Genomic DNA, 17973 nt, shown 5'->3' with positions numbered 1-17973 from the left:
CGAGGGCGAGAATTTTGTTGGCTTTGCCTGGCGTGAGCAGGGTGGTGGAGGTGAGCCAGCCGGCGGGTCCGGGGAAGCCGAGTTTCTCGCGGGTGACGCGGGTGTCGATCTCGGCGACGAGAGCGATGCGGCGGGCCTCCAACAACTGGATCTGGTGGGAGACCGCGGCGGCGTCGGCGAGGAGTTGATCCTCGCTCAGTTGCCAGATCTCGGTCGTCATGACCCAAACTGTATCGAACTAGTGTTCGATACACAATGATCGTCAAATCGAAAACTATTGCCCTGCTTAAGTATTCGGATACGCAAACCTGTCGGAAGCTCGTGGTATACGTCGCGCGCACCCGGAAATCACAATGAGCCGGGCGGATGCGGCAGGCACCGTGGAACTCGGTCGGTCCTGGTGGCAGCGACTCCTCAGATGTGGTGCACCTCGCGCAGTCGATCTCGACGAGGACCACTCGACAGGGTCCGGCCGTGCTCGACTGTGCCGAGGCTCGTCAGTACACCTCGCGCTGCCGTTCCTGTTCCAACACCTGCTCGAGGTCACTCAACCGGTTCATCGACGACACCTGCCGCGCTGTGCGGTGGTTGGCGGCCAGAAGCTGTCTATGCCGATGCACGAAGGCCCAGTAGCCGGCGGTGAACGGGCAGGCATCGTCGCCCAGTCGCTTCTTCGGATTGAACTCGCATGTGCCGCAGTAGTCGGTCATGCGGTTCAGGTAGGCCCCGCCCGAGGCGTAGGGCTTGGTGGCGATCACTCCGCCGTCCGCGTGCTGACTCATGCCGATCACGTTCACCGGCATCACCCAGGCAAACCCGTCGACGAAAGCCGTTGCAAACCAGTCGGTCAATGCTCTCGGGTCCCAAGCATGTTGTAGCGCAAAGTTTCCCAGAATCATCAGTCGAGGAATGTGGTGTACCCACCCGCGATCACGCACGCCGTCGACGGTGCTGGACAGGCATTTCGCCACCACGGCGTCGCCATCCAACTCTGTCAACCACTCCGGAAGGGGCTCATGGGCGTCGAGCGTGTTGCGTTCGAGATACTCCGGCCCCAGATGCCAGTACAGATGCCACACGTATTCGCGCCAGCCGAGGATCTGCCGAATGAAACCCTCGACACTTGCCAGCGGGGTGCCGCCGCGGTGGGCGTCCTCGGCGGCGTGCGCCACGTCAAGCGGGTGCAGCAGGCCGAGGTTCAGCGGCACCGACAGCAAGGAGTGAGACATCGTCCAGTCGTCGGCCATCACCGCGTCCTCGTATTTGCCGAAGTCGTCCAGGCGATAGTTCACGAAGTGCACCAACGCATCCGACGCCTCGGCCGCCGTCACCGCGAACTTTCGTGGCCCGTCGACTCCGACGGTGTCGAGGTCCCAGACGTCGAGGTCGGCGCGTACCTGCTCGTCGATGGCGTCCTCGGTCGGCCACCACGGTTCCTCGACACCCAGGGTCAGGCGTCCCTTCGGAGGCGGCGACTGGTTCTCGGCGTCGAGGTTCCACTTTCCCGAGACCGGTTCGGAACCGTCCATCAGTACACCGAATGTCTTGCGCTGCTCACGGTAGAACGTTTCCATCCGGAAAGTGCCACGCTCGGCCGCCCATTCGGCGAACTCTGCCCGAGGGAGCGCGAACATCGGCGTCGGAAGAATCTCCGAGACCAGTCCCTCCTCGTGCAAGGCGGCGACGAACTTCTCGGCCGCGTGTGAGGTCGGCTCGAACACCACCACGGGTTTGCCGAACTGCCGCAACCCTTCCCGGTACGTCTCGGTCTGCAGATAGGTGACGCGATCACCGATCTCGTCGGCCAGATGCCGCATCCCCGACAACACCAGATGCAGTTTCTGCCGGTGGTAACGCCGACGTCGAAAGACGCGCCGGGACTCGATCATCAGCACCTCCCGCTCGGCGTGCTCGTCCACCGAGTGAAAGTGCGGACCGAGCTGATCGCCGAACAACCACAGTGCGTCCATGGACTCAGTGTTCTCCCGGCTCCGCTGCGGCAAACCCCGGTCGTGCGCCTTTTGCGTACCTATGTGTACGCAAAAGGCGCACGAGGGGTTGACCTTCTCACGCTGATCGAATGGACTGACCGCATGCATGCTGAGTCTGCGCTTTCCAGAAGAACGTTTCTTCGCTCCTCGTCGGTGGCCGTCGCAGTGGCCGGAGTCGCCACGACACTGCCGGCGACCGCACACGCGCAGAGTAGCGATCGAGGCTTTCTGCACGGGGTGGCCTCGGGAGATCCGTTGCCCGACGCGATCATCCTGTGGACCCGCATCACCCCCACGCCCGACGCCACCCCGGGCTCCGGCGTCGGCCCGCAGGTTTCGGTGACGTGGCGGATCGCCCGCAGCGCGGATATGAGCGATGTCGTCTCCTCCGGAACCGTCTCCACCGGACCCGATACCGATCACACCGTCAAGGTCGACGTCGACGGCCTCAGCGCAGGCACCACGTACTTCTACGATTTCCGCACGAGCGACGCGTCTTCGGCTGTCGGGACAACGCACACCGCTCCGGCCAACGATGCCGATATCGACGCGATGCGCTTCGGTGTCGTCTCGTGCTCCAACTGGGAGTCGGGGTATTTCGGTGCCTACCGCCACCTTGCCGCCAGGGGAGACCTGGACGCCATCGTCCACCTCGGTGACTACATCTACGAGTACGAGACGGGCGGGTTTCCGGGGCGCAACGGCGTCGTTCGGGTACATTCGCCCACCCACGAGATCGTCACGCTCGCCGATTACCGTCAGCGTCACGGGCAATACAAGTCCGATCCCGATCTGCAGGCCGCGCACGTCGGCGTGCCGTGGATCTGCACGTGGGACGACCACGAGTCGGCCAACGACGCCTACGACGGGGGCGCCGAGAACCACACCCCGGCCACCGAGGGCGATTGGTACACCCGCAAAGCCAATTCGGAGAAGGCGTACTACGAGTGGATGCCGGTCCGCGCGGCCGGCACCGCGACCAATCGCCACCTGTACCGCAGGCTTCGGTTCGGCAATCTGCTCGAGCTCTCGATGCTGGATCTGCGTACCTACCGCTCGCAGCAGGTCTTGCCGTTCAACGGGCCCGAGGTCGATTCTCCGAACCGCACGATCACCGGTGCCGAGCAGATGCAGTGGCTCACCGATGGCATCGTGTCCTCGCCGACGCAATGGAAGATCGTCGGCAACCCGGTGATGATCACGGCGACTCTGATCCCACCGCTCGATCGAGACGCAGCGAAGGCCGTCACCTCGCTCCTCGGCATCCCGGAGGGCGGCCTGCCCTACAACGCCGATCCGTGGGACGGATACACGGCCGACCGCCGCAAGCTGCTCAGCGCGATCGTCGATGCCGGCGTGGACAACACGGTGTTCATCACCGGCGACATCCACTCGGCGTGGGCGTGTGAGGTACCCCTCGACGCAGCGCACTACGCGACCACCGAACCCGCTGCCACCGAACTGGTCGTCACGTCTGTGAGCTCCGCAAACGTCGATGATCTGACGCATACCCCGCCGCATACGCTGGGACGCGTCGCCGAGGAAGCCTTCAAGGCGCTCAACCACCATGTGAAGTTCGTGGACCTCGACAGTCACGGTTTCGGCATCTTCGAGGTCACCAAGTCGGCTGCTCGGATGGACCACTGGTTCCTCACTGCCAAGGAGGATCCGCAGACCGGGGTGTATTGGGGAGCGGGCTTCACCGTCGACTCGGGTACTCAGCGCGTCCGGGCGGCGGTGCCGCCTGCCTGATAACGCGCCATACTGGTCGACGTGGCTGTACCGAAAATCGTCCTGTTCTACGTCTTCACTCCGCTGCCCGATCCCGAAGCGATCCGGCTGTGGCAGCAGACGCTGGCCGCGTCGAACAATCTGACCGGACGCATCCTCGTCTCCGAACACGGCATCAACGCGACGGTGGGCGGTGATGTCGACGACGTCAAGCGCTATGTGCGCGGCACTCGAAGTTATCCGGCCTTCAAGGCGGCCGATATCAAGTGGTCCGAGGGACTCGGCAACGATTTTCCGCGTTTGAGCGTGCGAGTCCGCGAGGAGATCGTCACGTTCGGCGCACCCGGTGAATTGAAGGTCGACGCCGACGGGGTGGTGGGCGGTGGCACCCATCTGAGTCCGGAGCAGGTGCACGAGCTCGTCGATTCCCGCGGCGACGATGTCGTTTTCTTCGACGGCCGCAACGCGTTCGAGGCACAGATCGGCAGGTTCAAGAACGCCGTGGTGCCGGATGTCGAGACGACGAGGGACTTCGTCTCCCAGCTCGATTCCGGTGCCTACGACCATCTGAAGCAGTCGCCGGTGGTCACGTACTGCACCGGGGGAGTGCGGTGCGAGGTGCTCTCTTCCTTGATGGTGGCCCGCGGGTTCGAGGAGGTGTATCAGCTCGACGGCGGAATCGTTCGGTACGCAGAGACTTTCGGTGACGACGCGCTGTGGGAGGGTTCGCTGTTCGTTTTCGACAAGCGGATGGCACAGAACTTCTCCGACCACACCGCCGTCATCGGTCGCTGCAGTGCGTGCGGTAACCCGACGTCCCGGTACCAGGATTTCGACGGCGATGCCGGCCGTGGTCTGCGGTTGATCTGTCTCGACTGCGCCTGAGGATGCTGCCTTTCCGGGACGGTCTCGCTCCGCTGAGACTGCTGTTGCCGCATGGAGATTCGGCCAGAACCATCGTCGAGTATCTCGAGCGTGAGATGCCGGAGGACGATTGGCGTCGCGCCATCCGCGACGCCGAACTGGTGAACGAGAAATCTCGGCCCATAACCCTGGATTCCCGGTACCGTCCCGGCAGCCAGGTGTACTTCTATCGCGTTCCAGCGCAGGAGGTTCCGGTTCCGTTCGAGATCGGCATCCTGCACGAGGACGAGGATCTCCTGGTGGTCGACAAGCCGCATTTTCTCGCCACCATCCCACGTGGTCGGCACGTCACCGAAACCGCGCTGGTGCGGTTGCGCAAGCAGTTCGATTGCGCCGATCTCACGCCCGCGCACCGACTCGATCGTGCCACCGCGGGGGTGTTGCTCTTCACCAAGACCAAGCATGCCCGACGGCCGTACCAGGAACTCTTCTCCTCGCGCAGCGTCACCAAGGAATACCAGGCGATCGCGGGATTCGATGCAACGCTGGAGTTTCCGCGCATCGTGCGTAGCAGAATTCAGAAGGAACACGGCGTGATGACTGCGTACGAGGAGCCAGGGGAGCCGAACAGTGAGACCCGGATCGAACTGATCGATACACTCGGCACCCTCGCTCGGTATCGACTCTTCCCGAGGACGGGAAAGACTCATCAGCTCCGAATCCATCTGTCGTCGTTGGGGATTCCCATCGTCGGCGACCCGTACTATCCGGTGTACACATCGGTTCCGGCTGACGATTTCGCACGGCCGTTGCAGCTACTCGCCCGGGCTCTGAACTTCACCGACCCGCTGACCGGTGAACCGCGGCGGTTCGTCAGTGCCCGAACCCTCGAGCTCTGACGGCCGGCCATCGTTCGTTCGGACGATTGTGACGATTCGGACGCCAGATTAGCGTCGAGCGAACCATGTCCGATGGAGGAAAAGAGGAGAACAGCGTGAAGCGTCGCATTGCTGTTGTGTTGGGAGCTGCCGCTATCGCCATCGCGTCGCCGGCAGTCGCTGTGGCCGATACCGGAAGTGCAAGCACCGGTAGCGCTAGCGGCGCGTTGGGTGGTTTCGAGATGCTGGGCCGGCTTTGGGAGGCCTGCGCGGTGACGATCTTCACCGGTCAATGCACCGGTGTCGTGGCCACAGACGTGACCTACTGGTAACGCGGCCTGAGCCGAACCCCCGAACCGACGAACGCGCGCGCATTCGCCGGACGCTCGCGGAACAGGTAACCATTCCGCGAGCATCCAGCAAACGCGCGCGCGTCTGCGTCGAGCCCGAAGCCCTGAAGAACTAGAGCCCTACTTCGCCTGCGAGCGCGCCATTCCTCGTTCGATGGCGGCGACGAGCTGTGGGCGTAGTTCGGCGGCGGGGACGATGTGGTGCACCGATCCGACGCTCTGGGCTCGCTGGATGTTGTGGATGGCCTCGAATTCGGCGGCCACTTCACCCAGTTTGGCGTTGCGTGCGTTTGCTCGCACGGTGGCCAGTTCGACCCGTAGTGCCGAGCGGGTGGCGTCGTCCTCGGCTGCGTTCAGCCTGGCTTCGAGTTCCTTGACCTCGGAGTCGGCTGCGGTGCGGGCGTTGACGTCGCGGGTGAACACCACTGCTGCGGCCGGGGCACCGCCGAGCACGGAGGCGAAGGAGCCCTCCACTGCAAGGACCTCCATGTTGTCGTTGAGTGCTCCGGAGAACACCACGAACGCGCCGCCGTGGTAGCGCGAGACGACACAGAACACGACCGGTCCGTCGAAGTTGACGATGGCGCGGCCGATTTCGGCGCCGTATTCGAGCTGGATGTTGCGTAGCGATTCCGGCGAACCGTCGAAGCCGGAGAGGTTGGCCAGCACCACGATCGGCCGGCTTCCGCTGGCGGCGTTGATGGCGCGAGCGGTCTTCTTCGACGAGTTCGGGAACAGGGTGCCCGAGGTCCACTGATCGGGGCCGTCGGAGGGGAACCAGCCCTTGCGGGGGATGGCCCGCGATTCGATACCGATCACCGAGACCGGGATTCCGGCGAGGTGGGCGTCGAACACCACGGAGGTGTCGGCGTCGGCCATGTCGGCCCACCGCTCGAGCACCGAGTGATCCTGGTCCACTACGGCGCGCATCACGGTGCGAATGTCGAAGGGCTTCTTGCGGTCCGGGTTGGTGACCGAGGAGAAGATGTCGCCGACGGTGGTGAAGTCGCTCGACGGGTGCACGTGCGGGTAGGTACGCACGTCGCGCTCGGTCGGGTCGGAGGTGGCGGCGCGGCGCGGGAAGCGTTCTCCCGGTGCGGCATACGCGTGGTCGTAGTGTGCGAACAGGATGTCGCACGCCGCGCGCAGGTTCGGTGCCCAGTACTGCGCCTGGCCGTTGGGGCCCATGACGCGGTCGTAGCCGCCGATACCGAAGTTGTCCTCGGCCGAGACGCCGCCGGAGTAGTCCAGGGACTGCTTTCCGGTGAGCACCATCGCACTGTCTGGGGTCATCACCAGGATGCCCTTGGTGTGGGTGAGCATGGTGGCTTCGGCGTTCCAGTACGGCTGCGCGCCGACGTTGATGCCTGCGACGACGATGTTGATCTCGCCGCCTGCCTGGGTGAAGGTGATGATCCGACGCAGGCCGCGTGAGACCCAGTCCATGTTCTCGGTGCCCGAATCCATGGAAATCGTTGCGCCGGAGGACAATGCGAACCATTCGACGGGTGCGCCGAGTTGTTCGGCGAGGTCGATGGCCGCGACGATCCGCGAGCACTCGGCCTCGGCGACGGTACCCAGGGCCTTGGTCGGGTCACCGAACAGTGCGACGCGGGTGATGCCCTCGGGGTACTTGGCGGTCGGCGTCGTTGCGACTCCGACGATGACACCTGCGGAGTTGCGACCGTAGGGACGATCGACCGGTGCGAGGACGCCGTCGGCGTCGAAGTCGTACTCGGTGAACGTGCCGCCGTTGCTGCTGAGCAACGGGATCAGCTCGTACGGGTACACGGTGCCGCGGGCTTGGGACCGCTGGACCTTCTGGGTGTACTCGTCGAGCGGACGCATCGGCTCGGTCGGCGGCGGGGTGATCTTGGCGACGATGCCTGCACCGGATCGGTAGGACAGGCGCAACGCGACCTCGCGCGGTGTCTCGCCCGGTGTTTCGGCCAGACGGGCGATGAGGGTGATCTCTTCGAGGCCCGCCCCGATGGTCAGCGGCGCGATGTGGCGGGCGATGGTGGCGATCCGGTCGGCGGGCACGTTGAGTACCGGCCAGACGTAGAGCACGACGCGGTTGGCGTCGAGGCGCTTCTTGCCGCGTCCGGCCTGAGCGCGGCGGATGCCGTCGAGGCAGGCCGCGACGGTCCGTTCGATCTCCGGTACCGCGACGATGTTGCCGGCCTCGTCCAACTGCGTTGTGACACCGCGGATCTCGGCCAGGGCGACGAGACGCTCGTCGGAGGGGTTGGCCTTCGATGTCAGGTGGAACAGGTACGTACCGGCACTGGCGGGCAGGCGAACGCCATCGAAGTTCTTCAGTCGCCACAGGTCCAGTCGCTGACCGGTCAGCGGGTGCATGTCCCGGATGATCGTGTCCTCGGCGAGCGGCTCGGAGCCCTCGACACTGGTGCGACGGTAGGTCATCTTGCGGGTGACCGAGCCGAACGCCGTCACCGTGACGCGGCGCCAGCGGCCGGTACCGGGGTGCGCAGCCAGCACTGCCTGCAACTGGGCCGAGAGATCATCGGCGTCGGTCGGGGCGTCCGGCCAGGACAGGTAGAGGTCGACGGCGAGATGCTCGGGGGAGGGGCCCGCGATGTTGTCGACCGAGTCCAGAGTCGCGGGCAGAGAAGCGAAGTCGGTCGCAGTCGAGACCAGGTGTAGCCGCTCGCCCGACAGCTCGAAGTTGCCGGTGACGAAGTGCTTGCCGTCGCGGTCGAAGGCCTTGACGTCCTCGAGGGTGCGAATCTCGTAGTACTGGCGGGTGATCACCTCGAGCAGCGCACCTGGATCGGTGATTCGTTGTGCCAGAAGCTCGATCAGCGGTTCCGGGGTGGCGACCAGAGCGGCGACACGGGCCGAGTAGTCGGCTGCGTCGGGGTTTTCGGCGAGGTACTGCAGGCTGCCGCGAACGCCGTCGTAGATCTTCTCCCGTGCGGTACGGATCTGTGGTTCGTCGAACAGTCGGAAGCGCAGGTTGCGGGCGACGTCGCCGATGACGGGGTAGCGGGCCTGGGTGGCTCCGATGAGTCGTTCGAGTACCTCGGCCATGGCCGGGGTGGCATCGGGTTGTGCCGAGCTGTCGCTGAGCCAGTGGCCGAGCAGGGCGGCGATGACCGGAACCTGGTTCTCCATGCGCTGCAGGGCGAGGAAGACGCGGTAGACGGCCTCTTCGAGTTCGGGGGTGCGGCCCTCGTCGATGGCGGCGTCGTAGTGCGCCAAGGCGCGGGTGAGCTTGCCGCGGAACGATTCCGGGAGGCCCTGCACGTCTGCGTCGAGGGACTGCATGAACGAGTGCAGATGCTCACGCGGGGAGTGCACGCGCTCGTCGGTGCTCTCCTCGTCCATCGTGGGACGGTTGCGGGAGAGCTCGCAGATATCGGCGAAGGTGCCCAGCAGTGACAGCTCGGCGGAGACGAGGTCCGCATCGTTGCGTGGCACCTCGGCGCGCAGAGTTTCGTAGGTGGACAACAGATTTCGGGCGCGTGCACCGCTGACGTCGAAGCCGGTGATGAGGGCGGCGAGTTCGTCGAGTCGGTCCAGGGCGCGGCGCTGCGGGGAGCGTTGCGCGGCGTCGTCGATTCCGCGGAACTGCACGCGCGGTGCCTGCTCGGAGACCTTCTGTTCACCGGCCTGATCGACACGTAGCAGGGCTGCTCCGGCGTCGACCTGTCCGTTGACCGAGGCCAGTACCTCGCGCACGGTGCCCGCGTACGGGGAGCGGACGGCGGTTTCCATCTTCATCGATTCGAGGACGACGAGGGTCTGTCCTGCTTCGACCTCGTCGCCGATGGCCACGGGAACGGCGACGACGACGGCGGGGGCAGGTGCTCGGACCAGTCCTGCCTCGTCCTGGGAGATCTGGTGGCTGATGCCGTCGACCTCGACGAGGAAGTGGGCGGGTCCGGCGACGGTGACGACCTGGTAGCGGCGGTCGCCGATGATCAGTCGGCTCTCGTAGGTGCCGAGGCGTTCGAGGTCGACCTGCAACTCGCCGATGCCGTCGCCGTCGATGGTGTAGCGGTGTGTTCCGGTCTGTCCGACCTCGAGCCGGTAGGCCTGGCCCTGGTAGTTCAGTTCGACGGTGCGGCCGATGGCGTGGGTGGCGCGGGGACGACCACCGCGAGCGGAGCTGAGGAATGCTGCGCGTTCGCGGCCTTCCTCGGCGTCGTAGGCGTCGATGGCGGCGGCGATGATGGCGATGTCCGCGACGGCCGTCGGCCCGGTCTGTGACCCGGCTTCGGTGCGGTCGAGCCAGCCGGTGTCGGCGGAGGCGGAGATGACTTCCTCGCGGTCGAGCAGGCTGAGGAGGAAGGACTTGGTGGTGGTGCCGCCGTCGATGACGACGGTGGTCTCCCGCAGGGCGTTGCGCAAGCGAGCCAAAGCTTCGCTGCGGTCGCGGCCCCAGGCGATGACCTTGGCGACCATCGAGTCGTAGTCGGGTGGGATGACATCGCCCTGGGCGATGCCGGTGTCGACGCGGATGCCGGTGCCGAGCGGGAACTTGAGCAGCTCGACCGTTCCGGGTGCCGGTGCGAACCCGTTGTCGGCGTCCTCGGCGTTGAGGCGGGCCTCGACGGCGTGACCGAACTCGGGCGGGCAGTCGCCGGGTAGTGCCTGGCCGTCGGCGACGAGGATCTGCAGCTTCACCAGGTCGATGCCGGTGGTGTATTCGGTGATGGGGTGCTCGACCTGCAGGCGGGTGTTGACCTCGAGGAAGGTGAAGATCTTCTGCTCGGGCTGGTACAGGTACTCGACGGTTCCTGCGCCCTGGTAGCCGGCGGCCTTGACGAGCTCGGCGGAGGCGGTGCGCAGATGGTCGGACTGTTCCTTGGTCAGCAGCGGCGAGCTGGACTCTTCGATGACCTTCTGGTTGCGGCGCTGGATGGAGCAGTCGCGCACGCCCGGAGCCCAGACGTTGCCGTGGCTGTCGGCGATGACCTGGACCTCGACGTGACGGGCATCGGTGACGAGCCGTTCGAGGAAGACGACGGGGTCGCCGAACGAGCGCTCGGCCTCACCCTGGGTGCGTTCGAGGGCGAGTTCGAGTTCGTCCTCGTGGTAGACCTTGCGGATACCGCGGCCACCACCACCGGAGCGGGCCTTGATGATCAGCGGGTAGCCGATGGCTGCGGCGTGACGGCGGGCGTCGGCGCGAGTCTCGACCGGTCCGCCGGACCACGGTGCGACGGGGACGCCGACCTTCTCGGCGAGGATCTTGGCCTCGACCTTGTCTCCCAGCAGACGCATCGCGTCGGCCGACGGGCCGATGAAGGTGATGTTCAATCGAGCGACCAGGTCCGCGAACGCGGGATCCTCGGCGACGAAGCCCCAGCCGACCCATACCGCGTCGGCACCGGACTCCACCAGCGCCGCCTCGAGGACGTCGTAGTCGAGGTAGGCCGAGCCGGTGGCGGGCTTGGCCAATGTGACGGCTTCGTCGGCCTGGCGGACGAACATGGCCCGCTTCTCGGCCTCGGTGTGCAGCGCTACGGTTCGGATGCCGTAATCGTGTTCGGCGTTGAGTTCTCGGACGGCTCGGATCAGCCGTACTGCTGCCTCGCCTCGGTTGACTACTGCAATCCGCTTGAACAACGTATCTCTCTTCGCTCGGTGTGGGCGCACCGTGTCGGTGCGCTCTCGATGGAACGTGTATTGGTGCCGGGCATGTCCAATTCTCGGCTATCGGGTCGTTTCGCAGGCGTGATGCCTGCGCCCATGCAGCACTCCGATCGCCCTATTCTAACGGTATTACGGCCCTGCGCACCGCCAACAGCGTTCGGCGTGAGTGTGATTGATCACCAACTGGTGAAATATTATCTGTGACAATGCATTTCGATTTGTTTCTATGGCGATCGCGCGGCCCCTTCGCGTACGTACTCACGAGTAGCGTTGTCGTAAGGGGCAATTGGCGATTCTGTAACCCCTGTTCCTACCGGCGAGTACATTACCGGCGGGTACGTCTCGATCGAGGACTTCGACGCGATTCGATCCGTCGGGTATCGAGGCTTCATTCGGCACCTGCGGCGTCCGTGCGCGGCAATTGCAGCGCGTTCACCCACAGTCTCGTCGCCGTGGCAAGCAGGCCCTCGTAGTCCGCTGAGGCGTGACCCTGTGCTGCATCGACGACGAAGTGATTGAACGCCAGCCGGCTGATCATCGAAGACAGGGCCCGCGATGCGAGGAGGGGATCGAGTTCGGCATCGGCCAGGCCGCGTTTCTGCAGATTCTCGATGCTGCGTGCGTTGCGTCGAACGAAGGCGTCGGCACGCTCGCGCCGCAGGCGGCGGAACTCAGGATCGATGTTCGAGACCTGTTCGAGCAGCGCCATCAGCTTCGCGTTGCGTCGATAGGCCTCGAAGTAGGCGCGGTTGCTCGCGGCGATCACCGCTACCGGGTCGTCGTGCGGATCCACTCGCTCCGTACCCGGGTGCAGCATGTCGTCTCTGGCCTGATCGAGTACTGCCGCCAGGATCTCTTCCTTGCTGGTGAAGTACGTGTAGAAGGTCCCGGCCGAGCACCGTGCGGCACGGGTGATGTCGATCAACCGCGAGTCGAGGTAGCCGCTGTCCTCGAAGACGCGGCGCGCGGCCGACACCAGCGAGGACCGAGTGCGCAACCCGCGTGGAGTGGTCGGCAGATCCCGATTCGGCAGCTCACGATCGGAGTCCGGCGCAGCAGGCATTCAGTCTTTATACGTCATTGATCGCGGTGTTCGGCTCGGATGCACCGCAGGAATCTCACCCCGCAGACCGACCGGTCTCGACAGCGGGCCCGACGATGCACCGCAGGTATCAGATCGGAACGGGTGAGACAGCGACTCGTGCGGGTCTTTGTGACCCAGCACTAGAACGAATTCTCTGTGCTCAGGACGCGGTGAACAACTGATGTTCAGCGGCTAGTGTGGCCCGGGTGCGCAAGCACTGTCCTCGACAAGGACGACCATTCGAGTATTTGTGGGGAAACTGTGACGGCTGCGGCGGCTACCGGTCGTGAACACGACGACGAGCTCAAGAGCAGGGTGCAACGCCTGCTGCGCTTTCTTCGCGAGATCGTCGAGGCGCGATCGAACCCGGTGCTGCGCTTCGATGACCACGTGCAGGTCGAATGGGTGCATTCGGGTGACGTGCCCATGCAACTCGACACGAAGGTCAAGCAGGGCGGTGTCGTTGTCCGAGCGCCTCGCGTCGCCGTCGACGATCCCCCCGAGCCGCCTGAACTGCTGTCCGGATGGCTCGATCCGCAAGTCGTCGCCGACAGCCGCTATCGAGAGTTGGAGCTGGCCGACGCGTCCTCGGTGCTGTCCCGCCGTCGCGCGGAGGAGCAGGACTCGGATGCGGACTTCGACATTCGCAAGGCTTACGAGATCAAGCAGGCGTTCGAGGAGTACTCGACATCGTGGAAGGAATGGGCGCAGGAGGATCGGGATCGGCGTCCCCAGGCCGCGTTGTACCAGTCTCTGCAGTTGATGATGCAGGAGCTCGCATCGCGGCCCGAGTCGATCGAGCTCGTGGTGGCCTCGGGGCTGCTGACATCGAGCAACACCGATCCGCAACGCAGCGTGCGCACCCACCTGATCACGCAGTCGGCCGGCATCGAACGGGACGTTCGCACCGGTGACCTGTTGGTCCGCCTCGTGGCGAGCAGCAGTCCGCGGCTCGAGGACGGCCAACTGCTGACGAGTTCGGACGAGTTCGATACCTCCGGATCGGTGGCGCTGGCGAAGCAGCTGCACGACTCCGTCACCTCCCCGGTCGGTGCCGGAGTGGAAGAATTTCTCAGACTGTGGGCTTCGCGGGTGCCTCGGCACGAGATCGAGGTCCTCGATCGCATCGGACCGCCCGGGGCGCTCGCCTACATCGACGACGACCGAACACTGACGATCTCACCTGCCCTCGTGCTCCGTGTCCGTGACTCGTTCGCGCTGGTCGATTATTACGAGCAGATGATCGCCGATCTCGAGTTCGCCGATTCCCCGGTGCCGCTCGGGCTCGCGCAACTTGTCGATGCGATCGAGCCGGCAGATCGGATGGCGTGGCTCGAGCGAACCGGAGCCGGTGAGTCGGCGGCGCTGGCACACGATCCGCTGTTCCCGCTTCCGGCCAACGCCGAGCAGTCTCAGATCATCGAACGGCTCGGCCGCGACAGCGGCGTCGTGGTCGAGGGTCCGCCCGGTACGGGCAAGACGCACACGATCGCGAATTTGATGTCGGGACTGTTGGCACGTGGTCAGCGGGTTCTGGTCACTAGTGAAAAGTCACAAGCTTTGCGGGTGTTGCGCGACAAGCTGCCGCCCGAATTGCAGGAGCTCTGCGTCTCGATCACCGACCTGTCGAAGGGTGGGTCGGAGGAGCTCAATCGCAGCGTTGCGAAGATCGCCGAACGAAAGACCTCGTTCGACGAGGCCAGCGAGGTGCAGAAGATCGAGGCGCTGACGACTCAGCGCGGCGCAGCGGTGGCCAGGCGCGCGGAGTTGCTGGATCGGGTCCGAAGTCTTCGAGAATCCGAAACCGTTGTGCACGAGTATGTTTCCGACGGGTACGAGGGCACGGTTTCTTCGATCGTGCGCAAGGTCAAAGCGGCCGAGGGTGCGCACGAGTGGCTGCCCGGCCCGTTGTTCGCTGATCGGCCACCGCTCGACGGCGCTCAGGTGGACCACCTGCGTAAACTGATCGCCACCTCCGCGGGCAGTCGCGAACTGCGCTCGCGTCAGGTGTTGCCGCGTCCGGAAACGATGCTGCCGAACTCCGCCGAACTCGCTGCGCTCTGCCTTCGGGCAGGCGCTCGGATCGACACCGTATCGCCCCAGGCCGCATCCCTGATCGAGCTGCTCGACGGTGTCGAACCTTCGGTGTCCGCAGAGATCAGGCAACTGTGCGGAGAGCTCGCCGCATGTGTCCGAGCGGTCTCCGACCTCGACGGCACCTATTCGCGGCTGACCGATTCGGTGCTGTCGGGCGAAGCTGCCCACTTGTGGTCGCGAGTCAGCGGGATCGACGCGATGGTCGACACGGCAGCGGCATCCGATCGCTACGTCGGTGCGCACGATGTGCAGTGCTCGTCGAGTACGCAGGCGGCGCTGGCGGCAATGGACGCGCTCGCCGCGGCATTGGAGTCCGGTGTCGAGTGGAAGACTCGGTTCCGGCGCAGCGAGGAACAGAAGGCCGTCGAGGCGCTCGACATCGTTGCCACCGTCGACGGGCAACCCGCGACGACGGCCATGGCGGTTCGCCTGGTGGCTGAACATATTCGAGCCCTGGAGACCGTGCAGACGGCGTCAGTACTGCTGGCTGATCTCGCCATCATCGTCCCGCTCGACGGTACGCGTTCGATACGAGTCAACAACCTGGCGCGGATCGCCGATCGACTCGGTCTCGTGACGGCGGTCCTCTCCGCTCGCGACCAGTTGGTGCACCGGCTGTATTCGATCTCTCCTGCAGCACCGTGGATACGCAGTCTGGCCGAAGCTCAGGAAATTGCCGAGGCCGCCGACGCCATCGCGGAACGCATCGACATCGACGCTGCCAGGGCCGAACTCGATGCCCTTCAATTCGCGGTCGCCACTCGCATCGATGCCGGGCCCTCGCCCGAGGGCTCCGACCTGGTGAGCGCGTTGGGCACTGCCGACCCGTTGGAGTTGTCTGCCGCGGTTACTGCCTATTCGAAGGCGTGTGCCGAGCAGGAGGATCAACTTCTGCTCGAGTCGATGTCGGCGTCCTTGTCTTCGGTCGCACCTGCATTGTTCGACCTGGTCGAGGAGACCGCAGGCGACGCCGAGTGGGACGAGCTGAGCTGGCAGATGTCGAAGGCCTGGGCATGGCGTCGAGCACGTGAGTGGGTGGGGGAGCAGCATCACGGCGGACTCGAGCAGCAGCTCGAAGCCGAGCTGGCCGCCGCTGACACCGACATCGCCTATCTCACAACGCGTTTGGCCGCTGCCAGTGCGTGGCGAAACAGTCTGGAGCGCATGACGGCGGTCGAGGTGCGTGCGCTGCAGACCTATCGTGAACACATCTCCAGTATCGGATCCGGTGCCGGCAAGTACGCCGAAACCTACCGCAGTGCAGCACGTTCGGCGATGCGTGAAGCGCAGAGCGCAGTGCCCGCCTGGGTGATGCCGCTTTCGCAGGTGCTGGCGTCGATTCCTCCGGTACCGGGAAGCTTCGACGTCGTCATCGTCGACGAGGCGAGTCAGGCCGACATCACCAGCCTCTTCCTGCTGTACCTCGCACCTCGAGTGATCGTGGTGGGTGACGATCGCCAATGTGCCCCAGCCGATGTCCTGCAGACCGGAACGCTCGAGGACGTGTTCGATCGGCTCGACGTCTACCTGCCCGATCTACCCGAACACGTACGGGCAACACTGACGCCGAGGTCGAGCCTGTTCTCCATGCTCCGTACCAGGTTCGGGCAAGTGGTCCGGCTGCGTGAGCACTTCCGGTCCATGCCCGAGATCATCAACTGGTCGAGCCAACAGTTCTACGGAGACTCGCCTCTCGTTCCCGTTCGCCAGTTCGGCGCGGATCGGCTTCCGCCGCTGCGGCACACGTACGTTCGCGGGGCGACGGTCACCGGAAAGAACGCATCACTGGTCAATCGCACCGAAGCCGTGGCGATCGCCGAACAGATCGCCGACTGTCTAGAGGATTCCGCGTACGACAACCTCACCTTCGGAGTGGTCGTACTGCAGGGGCAGTCGCAGGTCGACGAGATCCGAAACGAGTTGATCAAGCGCATCGGCATCGAACAGTGGGAGCAGCGGCGGCTACGGGTCGGCACGCCGCCGGACTTCCAGGGCGACGAACGTCACGTCGTATTCCTGTCCATGGTGGTGGCTCCCGATCAGAATTTCGCCACCCTCACTGCCAACCAGTACAAGCGTCGGTTCAACGTGGCCGCGTCGCGAGCACAGGATCAGCTCTGGCTCTTCCATTCGGTGACGGTCGACCGTCTCAAGCGCGCGGATCTGCGTAACTCGCTTCTCGGCTACGTCACCTCCGTATCGCCCGCACCGGCCGATCCCATGCCCGTCAACGTCTCGCGTGAGATCCGAACGGCCCCGTTCGAGACGCTCCTCGAACAACAGTTGTGGAACGACCTCGTCGAGCGCGGATTTCACGTCAACCCCGGTGTGGAAGTGAACAATCGGCGACTCGCCCTGGTGGTCACCGGAGAATCCTCGCGTCTCGCGGTCGAGTGCGACGGTGATGTCTTCTTGTCCACATCGGCGCAGCGTTTGGCGGACCTGCAGCGCGAGCAGGAGCTCAAGCGGTGCGGTTGGACTTTCTGGCGAGTGCGCGAATCGGAGTACTACCTCGATCGCGATGCGGCTCTGGAAAGTCTCTGGGCCACCCTCGCGCGCCTGGGGATCAAGCCCAATACCGTTGCCGTCGAAGGAACCTCGCCATCGAGCGCAAAGTGGTCCCCGGTCCCGCTCGAATCCTCGCAGTTCGACGATTCCGGTGCCTTCGACACCTCGAACGGCGGCGACTCCGCGGTGCATCACGAATCGGTGCTGTCTCTGTGGACCATGCCGCGGATCGATATCGCGGCCGACGAGACGTTCACGTCCGACGTCCGCCACACCGATGGGGAAACACGACCCTCGACTGCTCCCAACGGTTCCGGAGCCGATGACAGATCGAGTACGACGAACGGTAGCGCAGCAGCCTCCGCTACTGGATCCACCGCATCCAACGGATCGGCAACGGGCAACGGTGGGGTTCGGAACGGATCCGGCTCGACCAACGGATCGAAGACCGGCGAGGGCGGTACCTCTCGTGGTTCTGCACGTCCGAACGGGTCCTCCTCGGTGGGGCGGTCGGCCATGACCACCGGATCGACCCCAGCACCCAAGGACGCCGCAACGGACGAGTCCAGCAGTGCGTCGAGCGACCAACGGTCGGCGCCGCAGGAAACCGCAGCGTCGCATCCGTCCGAGGGCGAGGTACCGTCAGGTCGGAAGGATGCATCGAACCTCGAGCCTCCCGGCTCGGTCGGCTCGGCACCGGACGAGGCGGACTCGCAGCCGGTGGACGACAACGAGTCCGAGTCCGAGTCCGATGTCGAGAAGCCCGGGGACGACGGGATCGCCGAGCACGAACTCCCGATCAACGGCCTTCGGGGGTATACAACTCGACGTCGGCCATAGGCCCG

General features: G+C 64.9%; 8 protein-coding genes and 1 pseudogene. 5 read left to right on the top strand and 4 right to left on the bottom strand.

The window, feature by feature from the left end; all coding sequences use genetic code 11:
- Positions 1 to 220: pseudogene (locus J1M87_RS10835) on the bottom strand (HNH endonuclease); the annotation flags it as partial.
- Between the two features lie 277 nt (positions 221 to 497).
- Entirely contained in the window at positions 498 to 1970 is a 1473-nt protein-coding gene (locus J1M87_RS10830) for a cryptochrome/photolyase family protein (RefSeq protein ID WP_206489531.1), read from the bottom strand.
- A 123-nt stretch (positions 1971 to 2093) separates the two neighbouring features.
- Between J1M87_RS10830 and J1M87_RS10825 the strand changes: the two genes are divergently transcribed.
- From J1M87_RS10825 to J1M87_RS10810, 4 genes are all read left to right on the top strand, one after another.
- Complete coding sequence (locus J1M87_RS10825) at positions 2094 to 3743, top strand: alkaline phosphatase (RefSeq protein ID WP_206489529.1); 1650 nt, start codon at positions 2094 to 2096, stop codon at positions 3741 to 3743.
- Between the two features lie 21 nt (positions 3744 to 3764).
- Positions 3765 to 4607: a rhodanese-related sulfurtransferase gene (locus J1M87_RS10820; protein ID WP_206489528.1), complete on the top strand. Its 843-nt coding sequence runs from the start codon at positions 3765 to 3767 to the stop codon at positions 4605 to 4607.
- A gap of 2 nt (positions 4608 to 4609) precedes the next feature.
- A complete protein-coding gene (locus J1M87_RS10815) occupies positions 4610 to 5485 on the top strand; it encodes a pseudouridine synthase (RefSeq protein WP_206489527.1) in 876 nt (291 codons plus the stop codon).
- A 95-nt stretch (positions 5486 to 5580) separates the two neighbouring features.
- Positions 5581 to 5796: a hypothetical protein gene (locus tag J1M87_RS10810; RefSeq protein ID WP_206489525.1), complete on the top strand. Its 216-nt coding sequence runs from the start codon at positions 5581 to 5583 to the stop codon at positions 5794 to 5796.
- 138 nt (positions 5797 to 5934) lie between these two features.
- Here the strand turns inward: J1M87_RS10810 and J1M87_RS10805 are convergent, their stop codons facing one another.
- Together J1M87_RS10805 and J1M87_RS10800 are read right to left on the bottom strand one after the other, a co-directional pair.
- The gene (locus J1M87_RS10805; protein ID WP_206489524.1) at positions 5935 to 11412 is read right to left on the bottom strand and encodes a carboxyl transferase domain-containing protein; all 5478 of its coding nucleotides are present in this window, start codon (positions 11410 to 11412) and stop codon (positions 5935 to 5937) included.
- A 415-nt stretch (positions 11413 to 11827) separates the two neighbouring features.
- Positions 11828 to 12502 carry a TetR/AcrR family transcriptional regulator gene (locus tag J1M87_RS10800; RefSeq protein ID WP_206489522.1) on the bottom strand — a complete coding sequence of 225 codons (675 nt, stop codon included), beginning with the start codon at positions 12500 to 12502 and terminating at the stop codon, positions 11828 to 11830.
- Between the two features lie 282 nt (positions 12503 to 12784).
- Between J1M87_RS10800 and J1M87_RS10795 the strand changes: the two genes are divergently transcribed.
- Positions 12785 to 17968: an AAA domain-containing protein gene (locus J1M87_RS10795; RefSeq protein WP_206489520.1), complete on the top strand. Its 5184-nt coding sequence runs from the start codon at positions 12785 to 12787 to the stop codon at positions 17966 to 17968.
- Positions 17969 to 17973 lie beyond the last annotated feature (5 nt).

The sequence above is a fragment of the Rhodococcus sp. KRD162 genome (genome assembly GCF_017168335.1).
In the GTDB taxonomy this organism is placed as follows: domain Bacteria; phylum Actinomycetota; class Actinomycetes; order Mycobacteriales; family Mycobacteriaceae; genus Rhodococcoides.
This window is presented reverse-complemented; position numbering and strand designations above follow the sequence as displayed.

What these genes read in the sequence shown, in the direction of transcription:
- J1M87_RS10830 (WP_206489531.1), bottom strand. Translation starts at nt 1,970, where the DNA reads ATGGACGCACTGTGGTTGTTCGGCGATCAGCTCGGTCCGCACTTTCAC.
- J1M87_RS10825 (WP_206489529.1), top strand. Translation starts at nt 2,094, where the DNA reads ATGCATGCTGAGTCTGCGCTTTCCAGAAGAACGTTTCTTCGCTCCTCG.
- J1M87_RS10815 (WP_206489527.1), top strand. Translation starts at nt 4,610, where the DNA reads ATGCTGCCTTTCCGGGACGGTCTCGCTCCGCTGAGACTGCTGTTGCCG.
- J1M87_RS10800 (WP_206489522.1), bottom strand. Translation starts at nt 12,502, where the DNA reads ATGCCTGCTGCGCCGGACTCCGATCGTGAGCTGCCGAATCGGGATCTG.